Source organism: Phenylobacterium sp. SCN 70-31 (assembly GCF_001724605.1).
Classification (GTDB): Bacteria; Pseudomonadota; Alphaproteobacteria; order Caulobacterales; family Caulobacteraceae; genus Phenylobacterium.
On record NZ_MEEX01000001.1, the window covers coordinates 30,484 to 52,039 of the forward strand.

Consider the following 21,556-nt stretch of genomic DNA (forward strand, 5'->3'; position numbering starts at 1 on the left):
GCAAGCCCGCGCCGCAGTTGCAATTCCGCGCCCGCGCGCGAATTCTGGACGGCCGTGAACCGGAACGCCACATGAGCGGCCTGACCACCCACGTCCTCGACACCATGCACGGCCGCCCGGCCGCGGGCCTCGCCCTGCGACTGCTGCGCGGGGGCGAACTGGTGACCCAGGCGGTCACCAACCTGGACGGCCGGACGGACCAGCCCCTCCTGACGGCCGCGACGATCGCGCCCGGCGCCTACCGCCTGGAGTTCGAGGTCGGCGACTACTTCCGCGACCTGGGCGTCGAGCTTCCCGATCCGGCCTTCCTCGAGACGGTGATCGTCGACTTCGGGATCTCCGACACCCGCGCGCACCATCACGTGCCGCTGCTGGTCAGCCCCTACGGCTACTCCACCTATCGGGGCAGCTAGATGGGCCGGCCGATCCGCTTCCTGCTGGACGGACAGGTGCGGGAGCTGCCCGACGACACCGATCCGACCCTCACCGTCCTGAACCTCCTCCGCTACGACCTGCGGCGGACGGGGACGAAGGAGGGCTGCGCCGAGGGCGACTGCGGCGCCTGCACCGTGGCGCTGGGCGAACTCGTGGACGGTCGCGTGCGGACACGGGCGGTGAACGCCTGCATCCTGTTCGCCCCTATGCTCGACGGCCGGGCGCTGTTCACCGTCGAGAGCCTGGGCCGGGAAGGCGCGCTGCACCCCGTGCAGCAGGCGATGGTGGACCGCCACGCGAGCCAGTGCGGCTTCTGCACGCCGGGCTTCGTGATGAGCCTCTACGCCTGCCGGCGCGACGGCGAGGCCCTGGACCGGGCGGGACTGGCGGACGCTCTGGCGGGCAACCTCTGCCGCTGCACGGGCTACGGGCCTATCCTCGATGCGGGCCTCGACATTTGTCCCGGCGTCGGGGCTTCCGGAGACGACGCGGACGACGACACTCTGGCCGAGGCGCTGGTGGCGATCCGGCCGGCGGAGATGCTGGCGCTGAACCACGGGGGCCGCCGCTTCTTCGCGCCGCGCTCGGCCGACGAACTGGCCGCGGTTCTGGCCGACCACCCCGAGGCCACGATCCTGGCGGGCGGCACCGACGTCGGCCTCTGGGTGACAAAGCAGCGCCGGACGCTGAAGACGACGGTCTCGCTGAACGACGCTGCAGACCTCGCCCGGACCCTCGACCTCGGCGACGCCGTGCGGATCGGGGCCGGCGTGCGCTACGCCGACGCCGAGCCCGCGCTGGCGGGACTGCATCCGGCGTTCGGCGACCTGTTGCGGCGGCTGGGCGGCCGGCAGGTGCGCAACCTGGGCACGGTCTGCGGCAACATCGCCAACGGCTCGCCCATCGGCGACATGCCCCCGGCCCTGATCGCAGCCGGCGCGACCCTGGTGCTCAGACGGGGCGAGACGCGGCGGGAGATGCCGCTGGAGGATTTCTTCCTGGCCTATGGGAAGCAGGACCGAGGGCCGGGCGAGTTCGTGGAGGCGGTGATCGTGCGCAAGCTCGCCGCCGAACGCATCTTCCATATCGCCAAGCTGTCGAAGCGGTTCGACCAGGACATCTCGGCGGTCTGCCTGGGCCTTTCGATCGGCGTGGCGGAGGGCCGGGTCACGGACGCCCGCGCAGCCTTCGGCGGCCTGGCGGCCACCCCGAAACGCGCCGCCGCCTTCGAGGCGGCGCTGGCCGGCCGGCCGTGGACCGAGGCCGGCGTGGCGCCCGCCCTGGACGCCCTGGCCCGGGACTTCGTCCCCATCGGCGACATGCGCGCCTCGGCCGCCTACCGCCTGGAGGCGGCGCGCAACCTGATCCTCCGCGCCGTGCTGGAGAGCGCGGGCGGCCGACGCCTCCAGGACCTGGAGGCCGTTTCGGCGTGAGGACGGTGACGCGAACCCGTGCGGTCCATGCCGCCATCGGCCACGACAGCGCGCCGCGCCATGTGAGCGGCGAGGCGCTCTACATCGACGACATCCCCGAGCCGCCGGGCCTGCTGCACCTCGTGGCGGGCCGCAGCGACCGGGCGCATGCGCGGATCGTCCGCCTGGACCTGTCGGCGGTGCGCGCCGCGCCGGGCGTCGTGGCCGTGCTGACGCCCGCAGACGTTCCGGGGCGGAACGACATCAGCCCCTTCGCCGGTGACGACCCCCTGTTCGCCGGGGACGAGGTGATGTTCCACGGCCAGCCGCTGTTCTGCGTGGCCGCCGAGAGCCTGCCCAAGGCGCGGGCCGCCGCCGCCCTGGCCGTGGTGGCGTACGAGGACCTGCCGGCGCTGCTGGAGGCCGAGGCCGCCGTGGGCGCGGGATCGCTGATCGAGCCCACCCAGACCCTGCGGCTGGGCGACGCCCGCGCCGCCATCGCCGCGGCGCCCCGGCGTCTTTCCGGGCGGCTGCGCATCGGCGGGCAGGAGCACTTCTACCTCGAGGGCCAGGTCGCGCTGGTGATCCCCGGCGAGGGCCAGGACCTGCACGTCTGGACGTCCACCCAGCACCCGACCGAGACCCAGCACATCCTGGCCCGCGTGCTGGGCTGTCCCGATGCGGCGGTGACGGTCGAGGTGCGGCGCATGGGCGGCGGCTTCGGCGGCAAGGAGACCCAGTCGGTGCAGTGGGCGGCCATGGCGGCGCTGGCCGCGCGCCTCACCCGCCGCCCGGCCAAGATCCGGCTGGACCGCGACGACGACATGGCCATGACCGGCAAGCGGCACGACTTCGTCACCGACTGGCGCCTGGGCTACGACGCCGAGGGCCGCCTACGGGGCGCGGCGTTCGAGATGGCGTCGCGCTGCGGCTTCTCGGCCGACCTGAGCCACGCGATCAACGACCGGGCCATGTTCCACTCCGACAACGCCTATGCGCTGCCGGCGGCCGAGATCGTCTCGCACCGGGCACGGACCCACACGGTGTCGAACACCGCGTTCCGGGGCTTCGGCGGGCCGCAGGGGATGATGGGGATCGAGCGCGCCCTGGACGCCGTCGCCCTGGACCTGGGCCTCGACCCGCTGGATGTGCGGCTGACCAACCTCTACGGCGTCGCGGGCGACCTCACGCCCTATGGTCAGCGCGTGACCGACGCCGTGGCGCACGAGCTGATGACCGAACTGGCCGAGGCCTGCGACTACCGCGCCCGGCGCGCGGCGGTGCGGCGATGGAACGCCGGTGACGGCCACCTCAAGCGCGGCCTGGCGCTGACCCCGGTGAAGTTCGGCATCTCGTTCACCACCACCCACCTGAACCAGGCCGGCGCCCTGGTCCACGTCTACACCGACGGCTCGATCCACCTGAACCACGGCGGGACCGAGATGGGCCAGGGACTCAACATCAAGGTGGCCCAGGTGGCGGCCGACGCCTTCCAGGTCCCGCTCGGCAGCGTGCGGATCACCTCGACGCGCACCGACAAGGTGCCCAACACCTCGGCCACGGCCGCCTCGTCGGGCAGCGACCTCAACGGCATGGCGGCGCTGGACGCCTGCGAACAGATCAAGGCGCGACTGGCGGCGTGGGCCCGCGAGGCGTTCGGCCATGCGCCCGTCTTCACGCCGGACGGCGTGCAGGTAGGGCCCGAGCGACTGAGCTTCCGCGACTTCGTGAACCGGGCCTGGATGGCGCGCATCTCGCTGTCGGCGGCGGGCTTCTACCGCACGCCCGACATCCACTACGACCGGGCGACCCACACCGGACGGCCCTTCTACTACTACGCCTATGGCGCGGCGTGTTCCGAAGTGGCGGTGGACACCCTGACCGGCGAGAACCGGGTGCTGCGCACGGACATCCTGCACGACGTCGGACGCTCGCTGAACCCGGCCATCGACCTGGGCCAGATCGAAGGCGGCTTCGTCCAGGGCATGGGCTGGCTGACCACCGAGGAGCTGGTCTTCGACGGCGAAGGCCGACTGACGACGCATGCGCCGTCCACCTACAAGATCCCGACGGCGGGCGACCGGCCGCCGGTGTTCAACATCGCCATCTGGGACCGGGGCGAGAACCGCGAGGACACCGTCCACCGCTCGAAGGCGGTGGGCGAGCCGCCGCTGATGCTGGCCATCTCGGTGTTCTCGGCGCTGACCGACGCCGTCGCCGCCGTGGGGGGCCATCGCGTCCTGCCCGACCTGGACGCTCCGGCCACGCCCGAACGCATCCTGGCGGCCGTGGCCGACGTGCGGAGGCGGGCGGCGGGATGACGGAATGGATCACCCAGGCCCTGGCCGCCGCCCGGCGCGGGGACGCGCTGGCGATGGTCTCCATCGTGGGCGTCCAGGGATCGACCCCGCGTGAGCCGGGCGCGCGAATGCTGGTGTGGCCCGACCGGTTCACGGGCACCATCGGCGGCGGGTCGCTGGAGCGCCAGGGGCTGGACCAGGCCCGGCGGCTGCTGGCGCAGGCGGCGCGGCGGCACGCCTTGCAGGACTATCCCCTGGGCCCCCTGCTGGGCCAGTGCTGCGGTGGCCACGTCCGCCTGCTGGTGGAGCGGATCGATGACGAGAGCCTGCCCTGGCTGGAGGCCGCGGCCGGCCGGACGGCGCCGTTCGCCCTGGCCGCCCGGTTCGAGGACGGCGCCCTGCGCCGCGCCGTCGAGGCTGTCGGGGCGCCTTCGGACGGCCCGCGCACGCCGCTGGCCGAGGTGCGCAGCATGAGCGAAACGATCCGTCCCGCCGTGCCCCGGCTGGCGATCTTCGGCGCCGGCCATGTCGGCCAGGCGGTGGCCCGCGCGTTCGCCCCCCTGCCCTTCCATCTCGACTGGCTGGCCAGCCGCGAGGACCTGCGCCCCGAGGCGGGCGGCACGCGGGCGGAGATCCTGTCCGAGGACGAGCTGGAAGACGCCGCGCTGACGGCGCCGGCCGGGACGCTGTTCGCGATCTTCACCCACAGCCACGACCTGGACTATCGCCTGACCCGGGCGATCCTGGGCCGCGGGGACTTCGCCTACCTGGGCCTCATCGGGTCGGCCACGAAGCGGGTCCGGTTCGAGCGGCGCCTGCGCGCCGACGGCTTCGGGGACGCCGACCTCGCGCGGCTGGCCTGCCCGCTGGGCGCGCCGCAACTGAAGAGCAAGGCGCCGGCCGTGATCGCCGTGGCCCTGGCCGCCCAGCTTCTCCAGATCGTCCAGGACGATGGCCTCGCTCAGGATGATGGCGGATGATGGCGGAACTCCAGGCCTGGGCGAACCTCGCGCTGCGCTGGCTGCATGTCGTGGCCGGCATCGCCTGGATCGGATCTTCCTTCTACTTCATGTGGTTGGACAGCCATCTGAAGGCGCCGAAGGTTTCCCGCGGGGACGGCGTGGCCGGCGAGCTGTGGAGCGTCCACTCGGGCGGCTTCTACCACCAGACGAAGTTCATGGTCGCGCCGGCCGACATGCCCGAGGAGCTGCACTGGTTCAAATGGGAGGCCTACACGACGTGGATGTCGGGCTTCCTGCTGCTGGCCCTGATCTTCTACGTGGGCGCCGACCTCAACCTGATCGACCGCACCCGGGCCGACCTGGCGACCTGGCAGGCCATCGCCCTGGGCCTGGGCAGCCTTGTGACGGGCTGGCTGGTCTACGACGGCCTCTGCCGCTCGCCAGTCGGCCGGAACCTGAAGCTGTTCTCGGCGGTGTGGTTCGGCCTGCTGACCGCCGCCGGCTACGGGCTGACGCGCGTGTTCTCGGATATGGGCGCCTTCATGCACGTGGGCGCGATCATCGGGACGGTGATGGCGGCCAACGTCTTCATGATCATCATCCCGAACCAGCGGAAGGTGGTGGCCCAGGTGTTGGCGGGCCAGGCGCCCGACCCGAAGTACGGCAAGCAGGCCAAGCAGCGCAGCGTCCACAACAACTACATGACCCTGCCGGTGCTGTTCATCATGATCAGCAACCACTACCCGATGATCCACGCCGCGCCCCTGAACTGGCTTTGGCTGGCGGGCCTGGGGATCGTGGGCTGGACGATCCGGCACTTCTTCAACCTGAAGAACGCGGGCCGGTTCGAGCCGCAGGTGCTGGCCGCCGGCGCGCTGGCGTTCGTCACCGTCGCCGTCCTGAACGCCAGCGCGCGGCCCAAGCCGCCGACAACCGACGTGGTCCCCGACTTCGCCACCGTGCGGACCATCGTGGACCGGCACTGCATCGCCTGCCACGCCGCGCATCCCACGCATCGCGGCGTGCCGGTCGCCCCCAACGGCGCGGCCTTCGACACCGACGAGGGCCTGGCGAAGCACGCCGAGCGCATCTACGCCCGGGCGGTGGCGACGAAATCCATGCCCCAGGGGAACGAGACCGGCATGACCGACGACGAGCGGGCGCAGCTCGGCGCCTGGATCAAGGCCGGCGCGAGGGTGGGCGGATGAGCGATCGCCGCGCGGGAGACCCGCGCCCCCTCCACCGCGTTCCGCGGTCCCCCTCCCCCGAAGTGTTCCCTTCGGGGGAGGATCTTGGCGTCTCCAGGTCCTCCCCTGCGAAGCGGGGGAGGTGGATCGGCCTGCAAGGCCGAGACGGAGGGGGTGTGAGACCGCCCTATCAGCGTATCCGCAACGATCGCGACGCCACGACAGGTCCCGATGCGTAGCCTTGTACCCGAACCCCTGACCGCCGACGCCTTCGCGCCGTTCGGCGACGTGATCGAGGCCGGGCCGCAGGCCGAGGCGATCCCGATCAACGCCGGCTGGGCGACGCGGTTCGACGCCCTGTCGCACGTGGCCGTCGGCGACGGTCACGCGATCATCAGCCTCTTCCGCGCGCGACCGCTGGAGCCGCTGGTGCTGAAGGTGTTCGAGCGCCATCCGCTGGGCAGCCAGGCCTTCGCGCCCCTGAGCGGCCGGCCCTTCCTGGTCGCGGTGGCGCCACCCGGCGACTTCGACCCGGCTGCGGTGCGCGTGTTCCGGGCGCAGGCGAGCCAGGGCGTGAACTATGCCCGCGGGACCTGGCATCATTTCCTGCTGGCGCTTGAGGCCGAGAGCGACTTCCTGGTGGTGGACCGCGAGGGGCCCGGCGACAATCTGGACGAGGTGGCGCTGGCGCCCGCCGACTGGATCGCCGTTCGACCATGACCCGCCGCGCCTACCGCGCCGCCGTCCTGCATGTGCGGGACGATCCGTCCCGGGCGCCGGAGGCCGTCGCCTGGCATCCCGACGGTCTGCTGGTGGTGGAGGACGGCCACGTGGCGGCGTGCGGCGACCACGCCGAGATCGCGCCCGGCCTGGGCGCCGACGTCACGGTGGAGGCCCTGCCCGGCCGGCTGATCTGTCCCGGCTTCGTGGACGCCCATGTCCACTTCCCGCAGGTGGACGTGATCGGCGCCTGGGGCGGCCAGCTCCTGGACTGGCTGGAAACCCACACCTTCCCCGCCGAGGCGGCCTTCGCCGATCCCGCCCATGCGCGGGCGATGGCGCCGCTCTTCCTCGACCAGCTCCTGGCCCACGGCACCACCAGCGCGCTGGCGTTCTGCACCGTCCATCGCACCTCGGCCGACGCGCTCTTCGCCGCCGCGCTGGACCGCAACATGCGCCTGATCGCCGGCAAGGTGCTGATGGACCGCAACGCGCCCGCCGGCCTGCTCGACACCCCGGAGACGGGTCGCGCCGACACCGAGGGGCTGATCCGGGAATGGCGGGGGCGCGGCCGGCTGGGCTATGCGGTGACGCCCCGCTTCGCCGTGACCTCCTCGGCCGCGCAGCTCGCCGCGGCGGGCGATCTGGTGGCGGCCCATCCCGACGTGCTGCTGCACACCCACATGTCCGAGAACCGGGCCGAGGTCGCGGAGGTGGCCCGCGCGTTCCCGGAGGCCGCCGACTATCTGGACGTCTACGACCGCTTCGGGCTGGTGGGGCCGCGCTCGGTGTTCGCCCATTGCGTCCACGGCGGGGACCGCGCGCTGCGGCGGATGGCCGAGGCCGGATCGGCCGTCGCCTTCTGCCCCTCGTCGAACCTGATGCTGGGCAGCGGCCTGTTCCCGCTGAAGCGGGCCTGCGGCTGCGGCGTGCGCACGGCGCTGGCCACCGACGTGGGCGGCGGGGCGACCTTCTCGATGCTGTCCACCATCGGCGAGGCCTATCGCACCGGCCAGCTCCAGGGCGAGACCCTGGACCCGCTGCACGGATTCTACCTCGCCACCCTGGCGGGCGCGCGGGCGCTGCGCATCGACCATCGGGTTGGCGACTTCGAGCCCGGCAAGGAGGCCGACTTCGTGGTGCTGGACCTGGCCGCCACGCCGCTTCTGGCCCGGCGCACGGCGGCGGCGCGGACGGCGGGCGAACTGCTGTTCCTGCTGGCGATCCTGGCCGACCAGCGGGCGATCGAGCGCACCTGCCTGATGGGGAAGACGGCCTACGCCCGCGGCGGCCACTGAACGCTTGCGCGGCGCGGCGCGCCACGGACTATGAGGAAGCTGTACTCGGGGGAGTCGCGTGGTCCGTCTGTTCCTTCTTATCGCCGCCCTGGTCGCGGCCCCGCTCGCCGCCGCCGCGAAGCCCATCGAGGTGAAGGTGGTGGTCCTGACCATGTTCGAGGTCGGGCAGCCCACCGGCGACGTGGCCGGCGAGTTCCAGCTCTGGGCCGAGCGCTATCCGTTCCGCACCGAGATGACCGTCCCCGGGATCGAGAAGCCCCTTCGCGTCTCGGACGACGGGGTGGTGCTGATGCTGGCCGGGATGAACGCCCGCGTGCGGCAGAGCATCACGGCGCTGGCCCTGGACCCGCGGTTCGACACCCGGCGCGCCTATTGGCTGGTGGCCGGGATCGCGGGCGTCGATCCCGAGGCCGGATCGATCGGCAGCGCCGCCTGGGCCCGCTATGTGGTCGACGCCGACGCCGCCCACGAGATGGACGACCGGGAGATCCCGAAGGACTGGCCCTGGGGGATCTATTCGCTCCGCACCCGCAAGCCCGGGGTGAAGGGGTCCACGGACGGGGCGACCGGCATGGTCTGGCCGCTGGACATGGGACTGGTGAGCTGGGCCTACGGCCTGACGGCGGGGACCGAGCTGCCCGACAACGACCGCCTGCGGGCCGCGCGCGCGGGCTATGCGGCGGTGACCGGGACGCTGCCCCCGAAGGTGTTCCTGGGCGAGTCCCTGGGCACCGCCCGGTTCTGGCATGGCGAGGCGCGCAACCGCTGGGCGCGCGACTGGGTGCGGATGTGGACCGACGACGCCGGCGTCTTCGCCATGAGCAACTGCGAGGACCATCAGGTGATGGACGCGCTCGTCCTGCTGGCCCCCAGCGGCCGGGTCGATCCGCGCCGCGTGCTGGTCCTGCGCACGGCCAGCAACTTCACCCACGCCCGGCCGGGGGCCGATCCCGTGTTCGCCTTCGCCCCCGGCGGGCTGGAGGCCGGGGTGGAGGCCGCGTACCGGGTGGGCTCGCCGGTCGTCCGGGCGCTGGTGGACGGCTGGCCGACCTATGCGCGGCGCCTGCCGGGCGCGCCGCGATGAGCCTGCTGGACCGCACGTTCCAGCTCAGCGCCCGCGGGACCAGCGTCCGGACCGAGGTGCTGGCCGGCGCCACCACCTTCCTGACCATGGCCTACATCGTGCTGGTGAACCCGGCCATCCTGTCCACCACCGGCATGCCGATGGCCGGCGTGGCGGCGGCGACCTGTCTGGCGGCGGCCATCGGGTGCCTGCTGATGGGCTTCCTGGCCAACTACCCCATCGCGCTCGCGCCCGGCATGGGCCTGAACGCCTATTTCGCCTTCACCGTGGTCCAGGGGATGGGCGTGCCGTGGCAGACGGCGCTGGGCCTCGTCTTCATCTCGGGCGTGCTGTTCGTGATCCTGACGGTGGCGGGCGTGCGCCAGCTCATCGTCAATGCGATACCGAGGGCGCTGTTCTCGGCCATCGCGGCGGGCATCGGCCTGTTCATCGCCTTCATCGGCCTGCGCGGCGCAGGTATCGTGGTGGACAATCCGGCCACCCTCGTGGGCCTGGGCGAGATCCGCGAGCCCACGGTGCTGCTCGCGCTGCTGGGCCTGGCGATCCTGGGCGCGCTCATGGCGCTGAAGGTGAAGGGCGCGATCCTGATCGGGATCGTGGCGACGGCGGCGCTGGGGTGGGTCCTCGGCCTGGCCGAATGGAAGCCCCAGCCCTACAGCCTGGACGAGATGACGGCGACCGCCTTCGCCCTCGACATCCCCGCCGCGCTGGGCATCGGCGGCGGCGGGCTGACCCTGGCGCTCATCGAGATCCTGTTCGTCTTCCTGTTCGTCGACCTGTTCGACAACGTCGGCACCCTGGTGGCCGTCTCGAAGAAGGCCGGGCTGATGCGCCCTGACGGCACGATCCCGCGGCTCAACCGCATCCTGTTCGCCGACGCCGGCGCCACCATCGCCGGCTCGCTGGCCGGCACCTCCACCGTGGTGAGCTACATCGAGAGCGCCTCGGGCGTCTCGGCGGGCGGCCGCACGGGCCTGACGGCGGTGGTCACCGGCCTGCTGTTCCTGGCGGTGCTGTTCGTGGCGCCCTGGGCCCAGGCGATCCCGGCCGCGGCCACGGCGCCGGCGCTGATCCTGGTGGGCGGGATGATGATGGCGCCGCTGACCGAGATCGACTGGGACGACCCCGTCGTGGCCATCCCCGCGTTCCTGACCCTGATCAGCATCCCGCTGACCTTCTCCATCGCCAACGGCCTGGCCTTCGGCGTGGTGGCCTATGCGGTCCTGAAGGTGGCGACCCGGCGGGTGGACAAGGCGGACTGGCTGCTGTTCGGCCTGGCCGCCCTGTTCATCGTGCGCTTCGCCTACATGGCGGCGGAAGGCTAGAACGCCGCCTCGAACGCCTTGAGCAGGCGTTCGTGACGCCATTGTTCGCGGGCCTTCTCGCTGCCTGCGAGAAAGTCGGCGCAGGCGCCCCTGGGCGTCTCGGCGCCGATCTGGCGGGCGCAGGCGCGAGCCGGCTTGCGGTAGACGTTCGGGTCGCTCCAGAGTCCCTCGCCCGGCAGGAAGCCGAAGGCGATGGCGTTGCGCGCGGCGGTCTTGAGGTCGGCGTAGGTCGCGCCGTTGCGGACAGCCAGGGCGTAGTCCCCGGACAATTCATGACGCGTGATGCCGGAGTCGTCGGTCGAAAGCGCCACCGGCACGCCCATCTTGCGAAACCAGGCGTAGGGATGATCCTCGGGCGCGATCTCGAGGATCGTGGCGTTCGAGACCATGTTCACCTCGATCAGCACGCCGCGGGCGGCCATGTCGCGGGCTGTGGCGACGGCGCCGGTCTCGTGCGGCAGGGCCACGCCGTGGCCGATGCGCCGGGCGCCGGCGGTGCGGACGGCCTCGCCGACGTGGCGGGCGAAGGGCTCGGGCGCCACCAGCTTCAGCGTCAGCTCGCCGGCGTGAAGGGCGGCGGGAACCTTGCGGCCCTGGTCGGTCAGTTCGGCCACGATCCGCATGTGGGTGTCGTAGTGGGCCACGGCGTCGGGGCTGTCCTCGGGCGCCACCAGTTGCAGGCCCACCCAGCGCGGGTCGGCCGCGATGGTCGCCACGCCGAGCTGAATCTGGGCCATCGTCTGTTCGGGCGGCCCCTGGCGCATGGCCTGGAACAGGAAGCGTACGGTCACCTCGCAGCCCCGCTTCGGCTGCGGCGTGTCGCACCGCATCACCTCCCGCGCGCGACGCAGCATGGCGTCGGTGTCGGCGATGGCGGCCGGGACCAGCGTCTCCAGCCCGGCCTCGCTCAGCGCGGCGCGGGTCGCGGCCACGTCGCCCCGCCAGCCCACGCGGGCGCCCAGGGCGCGCGAGGCGATGAACTGCGGCGTCACCATCAGCTCGGCGTAGAAGGTGTTCTGGCGCGCCAGGCCTTCCAGGGTCTCGGCCAGGGCGTCCCCCTGGCGCTTGGGCAGCACCGCGCGGCGCGCGAAGGCGGTGAAGAACTGGTCGTGGCCCGACCGACCGCGGAAGCCCGGCTGGCGGGTCGAGAGACTGTCGAGCAGCGCCGAGCGCAGCGCCTCGTCGGCCTTGACCTGGGCGGCGGGCCGCAGGTTTTCGCCTCCGCAGGCCAGGCGGATGGCCAGTTCGGCCACGTCGATGCAGAGGCCATCCTCCACGGCCCAGTCCAGCAGGAGTTCGCCCGGCGTGCCGCCGCCCAGGTGGTTGTGCAGTTCGCCGCCCTTCGGAAAGGCCTTGAGGAACACGGCCAGTTCGGCGGCGCCCAGCTTGGAAAGATCGGGCGGAGCGGCGGCCGCCGGCGTGGCCAGCCCCAGCCCGACAGCCACGGCGAAGGTCGCGAGGAATCGTCTCATGGCCGCAGACCGCCCGAGCCGGCGGGCAGGGTCAAGCTTGCGGTGGCGCGGCCTGCGGGATTGGCCTCCAATGCGACATGGACGCCGCAGACCTGATCGCCCGCCTGGACCTGCAACCCCATCCCGAGGGCGGCTGGTATCGCGAGACCTGGCGCGCGGCGGCGACGCTGGCCGACGGGCGGGCGGCGGCGACGGGCATCCTGTTCCTGCTGGAAGCGGGCCAGCGGTCGCACTGGCACCGGGTGGACGCCGAGGAGATGTGGATCCACCAGGCCGGCGCGCCGCTCCGGCTGCTGACGGCGCAGGGCGCGGCGATCACGGAGACGCGGCTGGGGACCGGCGCGGGCGAACGTCCGCAGCATCTGGTCCGCGCCCACGAATGGCAGTCCGCCGAGGCCGACCGGGGCTGGAGCCTGGTCGCCTGCGCGGTCTCGCCCGGCTTCCGCTTCGAAGGCTTCGAGATGGCCCCGCCCGGCTGGACGCCTACCGGAACGGACTGACGACGTAGGGGATCACGAAGACGACCAGCGAACCGACCAGGCCGGCCAGGAGGATGCGGTAGGCCCAGCCCAGGTAGCGGTACTTCTTGAACGCCAGCACCCGGCCGTTCTGGTAGATGTCGTGGGCGAAGGTCTCGAAGGTGGTGCGCTGGTCGCCGGCCGCCTTGAGCAGGCGCTCGACGAACTCGGACTCGGAAAGCTGGGTGAACGAGCCGAAGAACAGCAGGTTGGCCGGGCCGTCGGGCCGCGGCGGCGCCTTGACCGAGGGCAACACCGCCAGAACCGCCAGGCAGGCCGCCGCGAAGGCCGCGGCCCCCAGGACCAGCAGCGGAAGCGGCCGGGCCCCTGTGTTGGCCATGCTGATCGTCACCGTGAAGATGACGAACGACGCCGCCAGCAGCATGTTGGCCTTCTGATCGGCCATCTGGCTGAGCTGGTACTGCGTCTGCATGGCGGTCCGCATCAGGTGGATGGAATCCGGCGGGAAACCACCCCGCGGATCGGGCGCCTTGTCCGTGCTCATGGTCCCCGCTTCCCCCGCCCGCGTCCCCGCAGGCCTCCCCCGCGCGCCGCCCCCGGCGCCTTGAACCTGTCAGCCACCCAGCCGGCCTTCGAACGCGAAGGCCTCGACCGGATGCCGAAGACTCGGAATCTCGCGCGACCGATACGGCTCGTCCAGTATCGATGCATCGGTCGGCCGCCCCACCGCGATGGCCGCCTCGACCTGGTAATCGGCCTCGGGCACGCCGAGCACGTCATGGGATCGGGAAACATCGAACCCGGCCATGCCGTGGGCCGCCCAGCCGATGCGGCTGGCCTGGAGCGCCAGGCAGGCCCAGGCGGCGCCGGCGTCGAACGAATGGCTGCGCACCGGCGACGGATCGCGGCCCGGCGTGCGGCGGAAACGGTCCGAGACAAGGTAGATCAGCACCGAGGCGTGCTTGGCCCAGGCCTGATTGTAGGGGACCAGCAGGTCGAACAGCGGCGTCCAGGCCGGCGTGCCCGCATGCCCATAGACGAAGCGCCAGGGCTGGCCGTTGAACGCCGAGGGCGCCCAGGACGCCGCCTCGAACAGCGAGAGGAGCAGCTCCTGCGGCATGGCTTCGCCCGTGAAGGCGCGCGGCGACCAGCGCGCCGGAAACAGCGGGTCCGCTCCGTGCAGGACGGCCCGGCCATTGATCGTGTCGGTCATCGGATCTTTCTGATGTGAGGAACGGCGCCGATTTTCACCAGGACATCCCGTTCCACAAGTGTCGGATGCGACGGCTCACCATCCCGGTAGGTCGGGGCCGCGAGTCCAATCCGGCGGCTCATAGGGATTGAGCCCCCCGTCGAGGAGGCAGCGCCAGATTCCCTCGGCGTCCTCGGCGAAGCGGAACAGCTCGAGGTCGTGCGGGCTGATCATGCCGGCCGCGGCGAAGGCCTCGAAGTTGATCACCCCGCGCCAGTAGGCCTCGTCGAACAGCACGATGGGGATGGGCGGCGCCTTGCCGGTCTGGCGAAGCGTCAGCAGTTCGAACAGCTCGTCCAGGGTCCCGAAGCCGCCCGGGAACACCACCAGGGCGTTGGCCCGCATGGCCAGGTGCATCTTGCGCATGGCGAAGTAGTGGAACCGGAACGTCAGCTCGGGCGTGGAGTAGATGTTGGGCGCCTGCTCGTGCGGCAGCGTGATGTTCAGTCCGATGGACGGCGCGCCCACGTCGTGCGCGCCCCGGTTGGCCGCCTCCATGATCCCCGGCCCGCCCCCCGTGCAGATGACGTTGTGGCGCTCCGAACCGCCGTCCAGCAGGGCCCCGCCTTCGCGAGACGCCAGGGCGCCGAAGGCCCGCGCGGCGGCGTACCAGCGCGGGTGGGGCTCAGGCCCCGCCTCGTGGATCCGCGCGCTGCCGAAGACGACGATGGTGGAGCGCACGCCCCAGGCCTTCAGCGCCTCGTCCGCCTTGGCGAACTCCAGCAGGAAGCGGACCCCGCGCATCGACGGGCTGAGGATGAAGTCGGGGTCCAGCGAGGCCAGCCGGTAGGTCGGCGAGGCGGTCTGGGGCGTGACGGGTTCGGGCGGGATCACGGGCGGCGCGCTCATCGCGCAAGCTTAGGCCGATTGCAGCGCCGGCGTCAGCGCAGCCGTCGGGATATCCCGCCCGGCGCGCCTCAGACGCCCTTGAACGCCGCCTCGATCGTCGCCTGGAACGCCTGGGCCACCGGCGGGACCAGGGCCGGGGACACGCAGCGCAGGTCGTCGTTGCGGGCGTGGTGATAGCGGTGCGATCCGAAGATCCCCATGGCGCGGGGGTAGCCGGCCTGAAGGATGCTGGCCAGTTCGCCCGCCGCCACCTTCGGGTCTGCCGTATAGACCGCCTCCAGGCCCGGCAGCCCCGCGAAAGCGGCGCGGGCGGCCTCCACATGGGGCGGGCTGACGAGCAGGTAGCGCTGGGAATCGGCGCCCGGCAGCGGACTCAGCGTCGTTCCGCGCTCGTGCCAGTCGCGCGCCGCGACATTGGCCCCGATATGGACCCAGAGCGCCGTCTCGGCGGGCTTGGGCGCGAGATCGTGGATATAGAGTTCGCCGCCCTGATACTCGTACTCGTGGCCGCTGGTGGCCACGAGGGCCAGGTTGGCCGGCAGGCTGGACCGCGCCGCCCAGGCCACCAGCAGGCGCCAGACCGCCAGGCCCGACCCGCGCTCGCCCGTACAGCCGAACCAGCCCGACCTCGGCGTGGACAGCACCAGCCATGACGGCGCGCCGCGATCGAGGCGCGCGGTGACGTTGAAGGCCGGTCGGCGGAACGAACGGCCGGACATCCGCAGGAGGCCGCGCGCGCCCTCGGCCGCGGCCTTGAGGAACGGCTCGGCGTCGCGCGGCGCCATGACGGCCACGGGCCGGTCGAACAGCGGACGGTCGGCCGGCGCGTTCAGGGCCAGCGCCTCGCCGGTCGGCCCGGTGGTGATCACCACCACCGCCGTGGCGCCGGCGGCGATGGCCGCCTTGACCCGGGTCTCCACGAAGCCCAACGCCGTGGACCAGCGCGCATAGGGCAGGACCAGCAGCGCGATGCCGGGGCCGCCCTTTCCGGCGCCGGCGAGGTAGAGCGGCCCCTCGACACCGCCCTCGGGCGTCGGGACGACGATGGCCTGGGGGATCAGCGTCGCCCGGGCGTCGCCGACGCCGAGCGAGGCCTCCCCCTCGTAGGCGGGCGCCTGGAAGGTCTGCCGGCCGGTCGCATAGCCCAGCGCCTTGAGCTCGGCCTCGATCCAGGCGCCGCAGGCGTCGTCGCCGGGGCCGCCCGAGGCCTTTTCTCCAAAGGCGTCGTAGCGCTCGAGGATGCGCTTCGCCTCGGCCTCGCCGCCAGGGTCCTGAGGAGCAGGCTGGGCGGCGGCGGGCGCCGCGGCGGCCAAGGCGGCGGTCCCGAGGACGGCGCGGCGGGTGGCGGAGAGTGAGGGCTTCATCGGCATACCGGACGCTAGCGCAGGCCTTCGACGGGCGCGATAGGGGTCGGCGGCCCGCACCGGGCCGCCTTCACATAGCCGTCCCCGGCGGGATCGACCCGCTGCGGCAGGCGGCACAGCTCGGCCGACGCCCCGGCGTCGTTCTTGAGATAGGCGTCCCAGAAGCGGATCGTTTCCGCCTTCACGACCTCCAGCCGCGCCGGATCGCCGGGCTTCAGACGACCGCCCTCGAGACGGCGGGCCCCGAACAGCGCGTGATCGCCGCCGTCGAGGATGACGAGGTACTGGTCGGCGCCCGCGATCGCCTGGAAGGGCGTCGACCGTTCGAAGGGCGATTTCTCCAGGTCGAAGGGCGTGGCGTCCTCCGTGCCCGTGAAATGCATCATCGGCGTCTTCACCCGCCGGAACGCCTGGCGGGCGTCGTCGGCGCGCGGCTTGTTGGGGCTGTAGGCGATAGCGGCCTTGATCCGCGGTTCCGCATAGCGCGTGTCGTCGGGGAGCGCCGGCAGCCGCTGGCCCACCGCCGTCAGGGTCGAGAGCGCGCCATACGAATGGCCCGACATCCCCACGTGGCCGAAATCGATCCTGCCCGCCAGCGCCGGATCGGCGGCCAGCCGGTCGAGGGCGAACGGCACGTCGCCATATCGGCCCCGGGCGGCCGCGGCCGTCATCCCGGTCCGGCCCGCCGCCGCCACACCCGCCTCGGTGACCGGGCGTCCGCCGCCCAGGATGCCCGTGTCGGAGCCGGCGTGCTGAACCGTCGCGACCACATAGCCGGCCTCGGCCACCGCGTTCAGGAGATAGGTCGAGGCCTCGCGGCTGCCCCCCAGACCATGGGAATGCAGGACCAGGGGAAACGGCCCGGCGCCCTTCGGCACGTACAGCTTGTAGGGCACGACCCGACCCTCGCGGGCCGGGTCGGTCCATTCGCCGTAGCGCACCTCGACCTCACCGGCCGCGGCGGGCCGGAACGCGGCGACGATGAGCGCCGCCGCGATGACCAGGGCGCGTATCACCAGGCGTACCGGACCTGGGCGCCATAGGTGCGCGGGAGGTTCCAACGCCGGGTCGTCGGAGCGTCGAACACGATGTAGGACTCGTTGCCCGCATTGTTCGAGTAGACCGACAGTTCCAGGCCATCCTTCTGTACGCCGGCGCGGACGTCGAAGATCTGGTAGTCCTTGAGAAGCGGCGTCTGCGCGATCTCCTGGACGCCGCCCCAGCGACCGTTGCCCTTGATGTTGAAGAAGCCGGTCCAGTCGTTCACCAGGTCGCGGCGATAGTTGAGGTTGAACGTCGCGGTCCAGTCGGGGCGCTGCGGGCCTTTCTTGCCGGCGTCGGGACCCGACTTGATCTCACCGCCCTGACGGGAGCCCCCGATCTGGAGCCGTGCCAGACCGCCCAGAAGTTCTCGGACCGCCGTCACCTCGGCCTCGAAGCCCCAGAGTTCGGCCTTGCCAGCGTTGAAGGCGAACGACGTCGCCTGGACCGGACAGGCTGCGAAGCCGACGCGGCAGCCGTTGTCTCCCTGCACCAGCAGATCGTCCACATCGGTCTTGTAGGCGGCCAGGCTGAGGAAGACGCGGGGCGCGATGTCGCCCTTCAAGCCGATCTCATAGGACATCGCCTTCTCGTCGCCGAAGGTCGGCGGCGGGGTGATCGGCTGGCGCGGATCGCCCAGGGCGAGGTTGAAGCCGCCGGCGCGGTAGGCGGTGCCGATCTTACCGTAGGCCAGCCAGCCCGAGAGCTTGTACGACGCGGTGACGTTGTAGCTGAAGTCGTCCGTCTCGCGCTGGGTGTCGATGGCGAAGCCCGCGCCCGAGACCCGACCGGTGCCGAAATCGAACCGGTTGGAGAGGAGTTCCTTGTCGTCGCGGGTGTAGCGGCCCTCGGCGGTCACGTTGAAGGCGTCGGTGAAGTCGTAGCCCACCGAGCCGTAGGCGGCCCAGGAGACGAAATCCAGACGGCTGACGCCGACGGTGCCGAACGAGAACCCGTTCGCCGCGGTGGGCGGCCCCGCCAGGGTGTTCTGGTACTTGTCGTTGAGGTCGTAGTACTCGAAGCCGGCGAGCCAGCTCAGGCCACCGATCGGCTCGCCGACCAGATGGATGTCCTGGAAGAGGATGCGGGCGTAGTCGTTCTGCGACCCGCCGAGATCGGTGGAGCCCGGCACGCCGCCCGGGGCGATCAGACCCTGGGACCGTATGCGGGCGATGAACTCGGGCGAGGTCGCGTCGCGGTCGTAGGCGTTCTGCGAGCGGCGCTCACGCAGGGCGGTGGTCGAGGTCAGCGCCGCCCAGCCCAGGTCGTACTCCAGCACCAGCTCGGCATAATTGACCTGCTGCTTGGCCGAGGACGGGTGGTTCCACTCGACATTGTACTTGTCCTGGAAGACGCCCCGCGGATAGGTCGCGTTCGTGCCCGCCGGGATGAGCAGCTGATACATCAGGCCCGGCAGCTGGTCGCGGCCGTGTTCGAGCAGCAGGTTGGCGCTGAAGGGGCCGTTCTCGTAGCGGACCTGGCCGCGATAGATCTCGGTCTCCTGGCGGTCGAAGTACTCGTCGCGGACCGGGTTGTAGTAGAAGCCCTTGCTCTGCTTCATCAGGTTGGCGCCGAACCGCACGGCCCAGTTCTCGTTGATCGGCTGGTTGACCACCAGCTGGCCCTCGAAGCGCGAGTTGTTCGCCGCCTCCAGCAGGGCGTAGCCTTCCTGGTTCTGCGTGGGGCGCGCCGAAACCACGTTGATGGCGCCGCCCACCGCGTTGCGGCCGTTGAGCGCGCCCTGGACGCCGCGCAGGGCCTCGATGCGGCCGACGTCGAAGAAGTCGGGCTTGGAGAAGGTGCGGCCGCCGACATAGCCGCCGCCGATGTAGACACCGTTCCGGTAGAGCCCCACCGCCGCATCCGCCGAAGTCGCGCGGCTGGTGCCCGAGCCGCGGATCGAGACCTCGGACGTCACCGGGTTGGACGTGTTGGCGAAGTTCACCGCCGGCACGTTGCTCAGCAGGGCCTGGGTGTTGGCGATGCCGCCCATCGCCTGGATCTGCTCGGCCCCGATCGCGGTGCCCGCCGCCGGAATCTCCCGCAGGCTCTCCTCGCGCTTACGCGCGGTGACAAGGATCTCGTCGACTTCGACGGTCCCCTGGCCTTGGCCCTGCGCCCACGCGGGCGCGGCGATCGCCGCGCACAGCACGGCAAGTGAAACGTCTCGGATGGTTCTACGCGCGTTCATTGATCCCCTCGTTTCAGGTCGCCCAGGGGATCGAAGCCGCCACGCCGTCACGGCCGGCCGCGCCCTCCCCTGATCCGCCTCTCATGTCCCGTTACCGGGCGGTGACAGCGGCCGAGACGCTACCCCAGCCGCCGGGCGCGCCGCCAATGCCCGCAGGGTGTGGAGCCATTCCGCCCTGTCCGCTTGACGCGCGCGCGATGCCGGTCGGACAGTCGTCGCCATGAACCCGATCGATCGCAGACAGTGGCTTGCCGGCGCAGGCGCTACGATGGCCACCGCACAGGCTGCAGGGGCGGCGTGGGCCGCCGAAGGGCGGCAGGCTCGCGTATACGACTACCTCTTCCTGGACTTCGACGCCCCCCCGGGCTCGCGGCCGGCGAGCGAATACGCGAACCACCTGAAGGCCCGAAAAGCCGCGGTCGAGGCGGCGGGCGGACAGCTTCTCGGCCTGTTCACGCCCCAGATCGGATGGCATGCCCGCCAGGCGGCGCTTCTGGTGGGCTGGGCGGCGGGCGCGGACGGCCGCGACAAGGCGGTCGACGAACTCGCCACGCTGCCCGGCGTGCGGACGGCCCGACGCGACCGGCTGGAGGCGACGGCGCGGCCGGGCGCCGCCGACCGCCTGCGGCCGGAGGGGATCTATACCCACCGGTGGTTCGTGATCGACACGTCGTCGCTGGCCGAGGTGGTGTCGCTGTCCACCCAGGCCTGGCCCGACTTCGAGGCGCAGTTCGACAGCAACATCTTCGGCCTCTTCAAGGCCTCGGCTTCGGCCGAAGACCAGGCCGCGGGCGTCACGCGCCTGCTCCTGATGACGCGCTACGGCAGCCACGGCGTCTGGGAGGAGTCCCGGGATTCCTCCCCGAAGGCCATGGCGGCCTTCGCCCGCCGCCAGAAGCTGACCCGCGACACCTGGGTCGCCAGCGTTCTCCTGACGGCGATCTAGGCGCCTGCGTCAGGGCGCGAAGCTGGATCGGCCCTGGATGCCCCAGCGGCCGTCCTGCCGCGTCACGATGTAGATGGAATCGAAGCCGCCGATGACGCTGCCGTCCTTGCGGTATCGGCTGAACCGCGTGTCGATGTGAACCTTGTCGGCGCCGGCGTGGATGACCTCCCGCCGTTCCCAGGCCGAGTGATCCCATTCGGTCAGCGCCCCGCTGCCGAACATCTCGGGCTTGTGATAGCCGGGGTTGATGATCGTCACGGTTCCCGAGGCGAAGCGGACGTGCGGGAAGTTGAACGTCGCCTCGAAGGCTGGCAGGTCGCGGGCGTTGAAGGCCGTCATGAAGGCGTCCAGCCGACCCTGGGCGGCGGCGATCTCGGCGGCGAACTTCGCATGCTCGGGCTTCACGGGCGGCGCTCCAACCCCACGGCCCATGGCCGGCCCCGCAGCGGCGAGGGCGAAACCGGCGCCCAGCAGGGCGTCCCTTCGACTGACCATGATGTCTTCTCCTTGCAGTCTCTTGTCATGGGAGCGGTCCCTCCGTGTCGAAGGGCCATTCCTGTTCGGGTGAATCCAGATTGAGCAGTTCGGCGGCGTTGTGCCGCCAGGCGCGGATCATCTGCCCGCACCACCGCAGGAACATCTCGTCGCGGGCCGGGTCGCCCTTCTCCACCCAGTAGGCCAGCGCGTCGTTGCAGAACGAGATCATGGGATCGAGCGACAGTTCCAGCAGCGGCGGGCGCTGGGCCGGCGGTGGCGGGCGCTCGGGGTACCAGAGCAGGGCCCGCAGCCGTTGGCCGGTGCGCTTGCGCAGGGCGTGGTGAGCATTGTGATAGGCTGGGTTCTGGTCGCCGTGGCGCACCAGCAGGATGAATCCGTCCTCGAACGAGCGCGCGGCCAGGAGAGCCTTGCGCATGCCACCGCCATAGCCACGCCAGGGCTTGGCGTCCTGTTCCTTCAGCCGATGGACGGTCTCGGCGAAGATCCCCTGGATAAGCGCGTCCTTGGACGGGAAGCGGCGGTACAGGACCACCTTGGTGACGCCGGCGGCGGCGGCCACCTGCTCCATCGTGGCGCGCGCGAGTCCGTGCTTGCGGAACACGGCGGCGGCAACCCGCATGAACTGCTGTCGTCGCTCGGCCTCGCGCTCGGTGACGGGCGGATCGGCGTCGTTCGCGGCAAGCGGCTGAGGCAGGGTCGAACTCCATAGATGCATCGCCAGCCTTGCACAGCCGCGCCGCC

Annotated in this window: 20 protein-coding genes; 11 read left to right on the plus strand and 9 right to left on the minus strand. The window is 71.6% G+C overall.

What is annotated here, in order from left to right; all coding sequences use genetic code 11:
* Positions 1-71 precede the first annotated feature (71 nt).
* From uraH to ABS78_RS00220, 9 genes are all read left to right on the plus strand, one after another.
* Positions 72-413, plus strand: coding sequence for a hydroxyisourate hydrolase (uraH, locus tag ABS78_RS00180; protein WP_293373659.1), 342 nt, complete (start codon positions 72-74; stop codon positions 411-413).
* The gene (gene xdhA, locus ABS78_RS00185) at positions 414-1,868 is read left to right on the plus strand and encodes a xanthine dehydrogenase small subunit (RefSeq protein ID WP_293373661.1); all 1,455 of its coding nucleotides are present in this window, start codon (positions 414-416) and stop codon (positions 1,866-1,868) included.
* Positions 1,865-4,168 (plus strand): xanthine dehydrogenase molybdopterin binding subunit, encoded by a 2,304-nt coding sequence (xdhB, locus tag ABS78_RS00190; RefSeq protein ID WP_293373663.1) that lies wholly within the window; start codon positions 1,865-1,867, stop codon positions 4,166-4,168. Before xdhA ends, xdhB begins: the two co-directional genes overlap by 4 nt.
* A complete protein-coding gene (xdhC, locus tag ABS78_RS00195; protein WP_293373665.1) occupies positions 4,165-5,127 on the plus strand; it encodes a xanthine dehydrogenase accessory protein XdhC in 963 nt (320 codons plus the stop codon). The genes xdhB and xdhC overlap by 4 nt, the downstream gene beginning before the upstream one ends.
* A complete protein-coding gene (locus ABS78_RS00200; RefSeq protein WP_293373667.1) occupies positions 5,124-6,317 on the plus strand; it encodes a urate hydroxylase PuuD in 1,194 nt (397 codons plus the stop codon). Before xdhC ends, ABS78_RS00200 begins: the two co-directional genes overlap by 4 nt.
* Before the next feature lie 210 nt (positions 6,318-6,527).
* Entirely contained in the window at positions 6,528-7,016 is a 489-nt protein-coding gene (locus tag ABS78_RS00205) for an ureidoglycolate lyase (protein ID WP_293373669.1), read from the plus strand.
* Complete coding sequence (gene guaD / locus ABS78_RS00210) at positions 7,013-8,314, plus strand: guanine deaminase (RefSeq protein WP_293373671.1); 1,302 nt, start codon at positions 7,013-7,015, stop codon at positions 8,312-8,314. Before ABS78_RS00205 ends, guaD begins: the two co-directional genes overlap by 4 nt.
* Positions 8,315-8,372: 58 nt before the next feature.
* Complete coding sequence (locus ABS78_RS00215; RefSeq protein WP_293373673.1) at positions 8,373-9,398, plus strand: purine nucleoside permease; 1,026 nt, start codon at positions 8,373-8,375, stop codon at positions 9,396-9,398.
* Entirely contained in the window at positions 9,395-10,723 is a 1,329-nt protein-coding gene (locus ABS78_RS00220; protein ID WP_363082371.1) for an NCS2 family permease, read from the plus strand. The genes ABS78_RS00215 and ABS78_RS00220 overlap by 4 nt, the downstream gene beginning before the upstream one ends.
* On the opposite strand, the gene ABS78_RS00225 is transcribed toward ABS78_RS00220, so the two are convergent.
* On the minus strand, positions 10,720-12,195 hold the full coding sequence (locus ABS78_RS00225) for an adenosine deaminase (protein ID WP_293373675.1): 1,476 nt from the start codon (positions 12,193-12,195) through the stop codon (positions 10,720-10,722). The genes ABS78_RS00220 and ABS78_RS00225 overlap by 4 nt on opposite strands.
* A gap of 77 nt (positions 12,196-12,272) precedes the next feature.
* Here ABS78_RS00225 and ABS78_RS00230 point away from each other — a divergent pair, with 77 nt between their 5' ends.
* The gene (locus ABS78_RS00230; protein WP_293373677.1) at positions 12,273-12,695 is read left to right on the plus strand and encodes a cupin domain-containing protein; all 423 of its coding nucleotides are present in this window, start codon (positions 12,273-12,275) and stop codon (positions 12,693-12,695) included.
* On the opposite strand, the gene ABS78_RS00235 is transcribed toward ABS78_RS00230, so the two are convergent.
* The 6 genes from ABS78_RS00235 to ABS78_RS00260 form a co-directional block, all read right to left on the minus strand.
* Complete coding sequence (locus ABS78_RS00235) at positions 12,679-13,218, minus strand: Pycsar system effector family protein (RefSeq protein ID WP_293373679.1); 540 nt, start codon at positions 13,216-13,218, stop codon at positions 12,679-12,681. The two genes, ABS78_RS00230 and ABS78_RS00235, sit on opposite strands and share 17 nt — an antisense overlap.
* A gap of 69 nt (positions 13,219-13,287) precedes the next feature.
* Positions 13,288-13,887, minus strand: coding sequence for a nitroreductase family protein (locus ABS78_RS00240; protein ID WP_293373681.1), 600 nt, complete (start codon positions 13,885-13,887; stop codon positions 13,288-13,290).
* Positions 13,888-13,962: 75 nt separating this feature from the next.
* Positions 13,963-14,775: an LOG family protein gene (locus ABS78_RS00245; protein ID WP_293373683.1), complete on the minus strand. Its 813-nt coding sequence runs from the start codon at positions 14,773-14,775 to the stop codon at positions 13,963-13,965.
* Positions 14,776-14,843: 68 nt separating this feature from the next.
* Entirely contained in the window at positions 14,844-16,139 is a 1,296-nt protein-coding gene (locus ABS78_RS00250; protein ID WP_293373685.1) for a hypothetical protein, read from the minus strand.
* Between the two features lie 14 nt (positions 16,140-16,153).
* Positions 16,154-17,155, minus strand: a complete 1,002-nt coding sequence (locus ABS78_RS00255) for a hypothetical protein (protein WP_293373687.1) — start codon at positions 17,153-17,155, stop codon at positions 16,154-16,156.
* The gene (locus ABS78_RS00260; RefSeq protein ID WP_293373689.1) at positions 17,152-19,371 is read right to left on the minus strand and encodes a TonB-dependent receptor; all 2,220 of its coding nucleotides are present in this window, start codon (positions 19,369-19,371) and stop codon (positions 17,152-17,154) included. Before ABS78_RS00260 ends, ABS78_RS00255 begins: the two co-directional genes overlap by 4 nt.
* Positions 19,372-19,591: 220 nt before the next feature.
* Between ABS78_RS00260 and ABS78_RS00265 the strand changes: the two genes are divergently transcribed.
* Entirely contained in the window at positions 19,592-20,317 is a 726-nt protein-coding gene (locus tag ABS78_RS00265; protein WP_293373691.1) for a hypothetical protein, read from the plus strand.
* 9 nt (positions 20,318-20,326) lie between these two features.
* On the opposite strand, the gene ABS78_RS00270 is transcribed toward ABS78_RS00265, so the two are convergent.
* Both ABS78_RS00270 and ABS78_RS00275 read right to left on the minus strand, forming a co-directional pair.
* Positions 20,327-20,812, minus strand: coding sequence for a hypothetical protein (locus ABS78_RS00270; RefSeq protein WP_293373693.1), 486 nt, complete (start codon positions 20,810-20,812; stop codon positions 20,327-20,329).
* Positions 20,813-20,837: 25 nt separating this feature from the next.
* Positions 20,838-21,530, minus strand: a complete 693-nt coding sequence (locus ABS78_RS00275; RefSeq protein WP_293373695.1) for a TetR/AcrR family transcriptional regulator — start codon at positions 21,528-21,530, stop codon at positions 20,838-20,840.
* Between the last annotated feature and the right edge of the window lie 26 nt (positions 21,531-21,556).

Bases quoted from the DNA above. Each gene is read 5' to 3' on its own strand.
- uraH (WP_293373659.1), top strand. From the start codon at position 72: ATGAGCGGCCTGACCACCCACGTCCTCGACACCATGCACGGCCGCCCG.
- xdhA (WP_293373661.1), top strand. From the start codon at position 414: ATGGGCCGGCCGATCCGCTTCCTGCTGGACGGACAGGTGCGGGAGCTG.
- xdhC (WP_293373665.1), top strand. From the start codon at position 4,165: ATGACGGAATGGATCACCCAGGCCCTGGCCGCCGCCCGGCGCGGGGAC.
- ABS78_RS00200 (WP_293373667.1), top strand. From the start codon at position 5,124: ATGATGGCGGAACTCCAGGCCTGGGCGAACCTCGCGCTGCGCTGGCTG.
- ABS78_RS00205 (WP_293373669.1), top strand. From the start codon at position 6,528: ATGCGTAGCCTTGTACCCGAACCCCTGACCGCCGACGCCTTCGCGCCG.
- guaD (WP_293373671.1), top strand. From the start codon at position 7,013: ATGACCCGCCGCGCCTACCGCGCCGCCGTCCTGCATGTGCGGGACGAT.
- ABS78_RS00220 (WP_363082371.1), top strand. From the start codon at position 9,395: ATGAGCCTGCTGGACCGCACGTTCCAGCTCAGCGCCCGCGGGACCAGC.
- ABS78_RS00225 (WP_293373675.1), bottom strand. From the start codon at position 12,195: ATGAGACGATTCCTCGCGACCTTCGCCGTGGCTGTCGGGCTGGGGCTG.
- ABS78_RS00230 (WP_293373677.1), top strand. From the start codon at position 12,273: ATGGACGCCGCAGACCTGATCGCCCGCCTGGACCTGCAACCCCATCCC.
- ABS78_RS00235 (WP_293373679.1), bottom strand. From the start codon at position 13,218: ATGAGCACGGACAAGGCGCCCGATCCGCGGGGTGGTTTCCCGCCGGAT.
- ABS78_RS00240 (WP_293373681.1), bottom strand. From the start codon at position 13,887: ATGACCGACACGATCAATGGCCGGGCCGTCCTGCACGGAGCGGACCCG.
- ABS78_RS00245 (WP_293373683.1), bottom strand. From the start codon at position 14,775: ATGAGCGCGCCGCCCGTGATCCCGCCCGAACCCGTCACGCCCCAGACC.
- ABS78_RS00250 (WP_293373685.1), bottom strand. From the start codon at position 16,139: ATGAAGCCCTCACTCTCCGCCACCCGCCGCGCCGTCCTCGGGACCGCC.
- ABS78_RS00260 (WP_293373689.1), bottom strand. From the start codon at position 19,371: ATGAACGCGCGTAGAACCATCCGAGACGTTTCACTTGCCGTGCTGTGC.
- ABS78_RS00265 (WP_293373691.1), top strand. From the start codon at position 19,592: ATGAACCCGATCGATCGCAGACAGTGGCTTGCCGGCGCAGGCGCTACG.
- ABS78_RS00270 (WP_293373693.1), bottom strand. From the start codon at position 20,812: ATGGTCAGTCGAAGGGACGCCCTGCTGGGCGCCGGTTTCGCCCTCGCC.
- ABS78_RS00275 (WP_293373695.1), bottom strand. From the start codon at position 21,530: ATGCATCTATGGAGTTCGACCCTGCCTCAGCCGCTTGCCGCGAACGAC.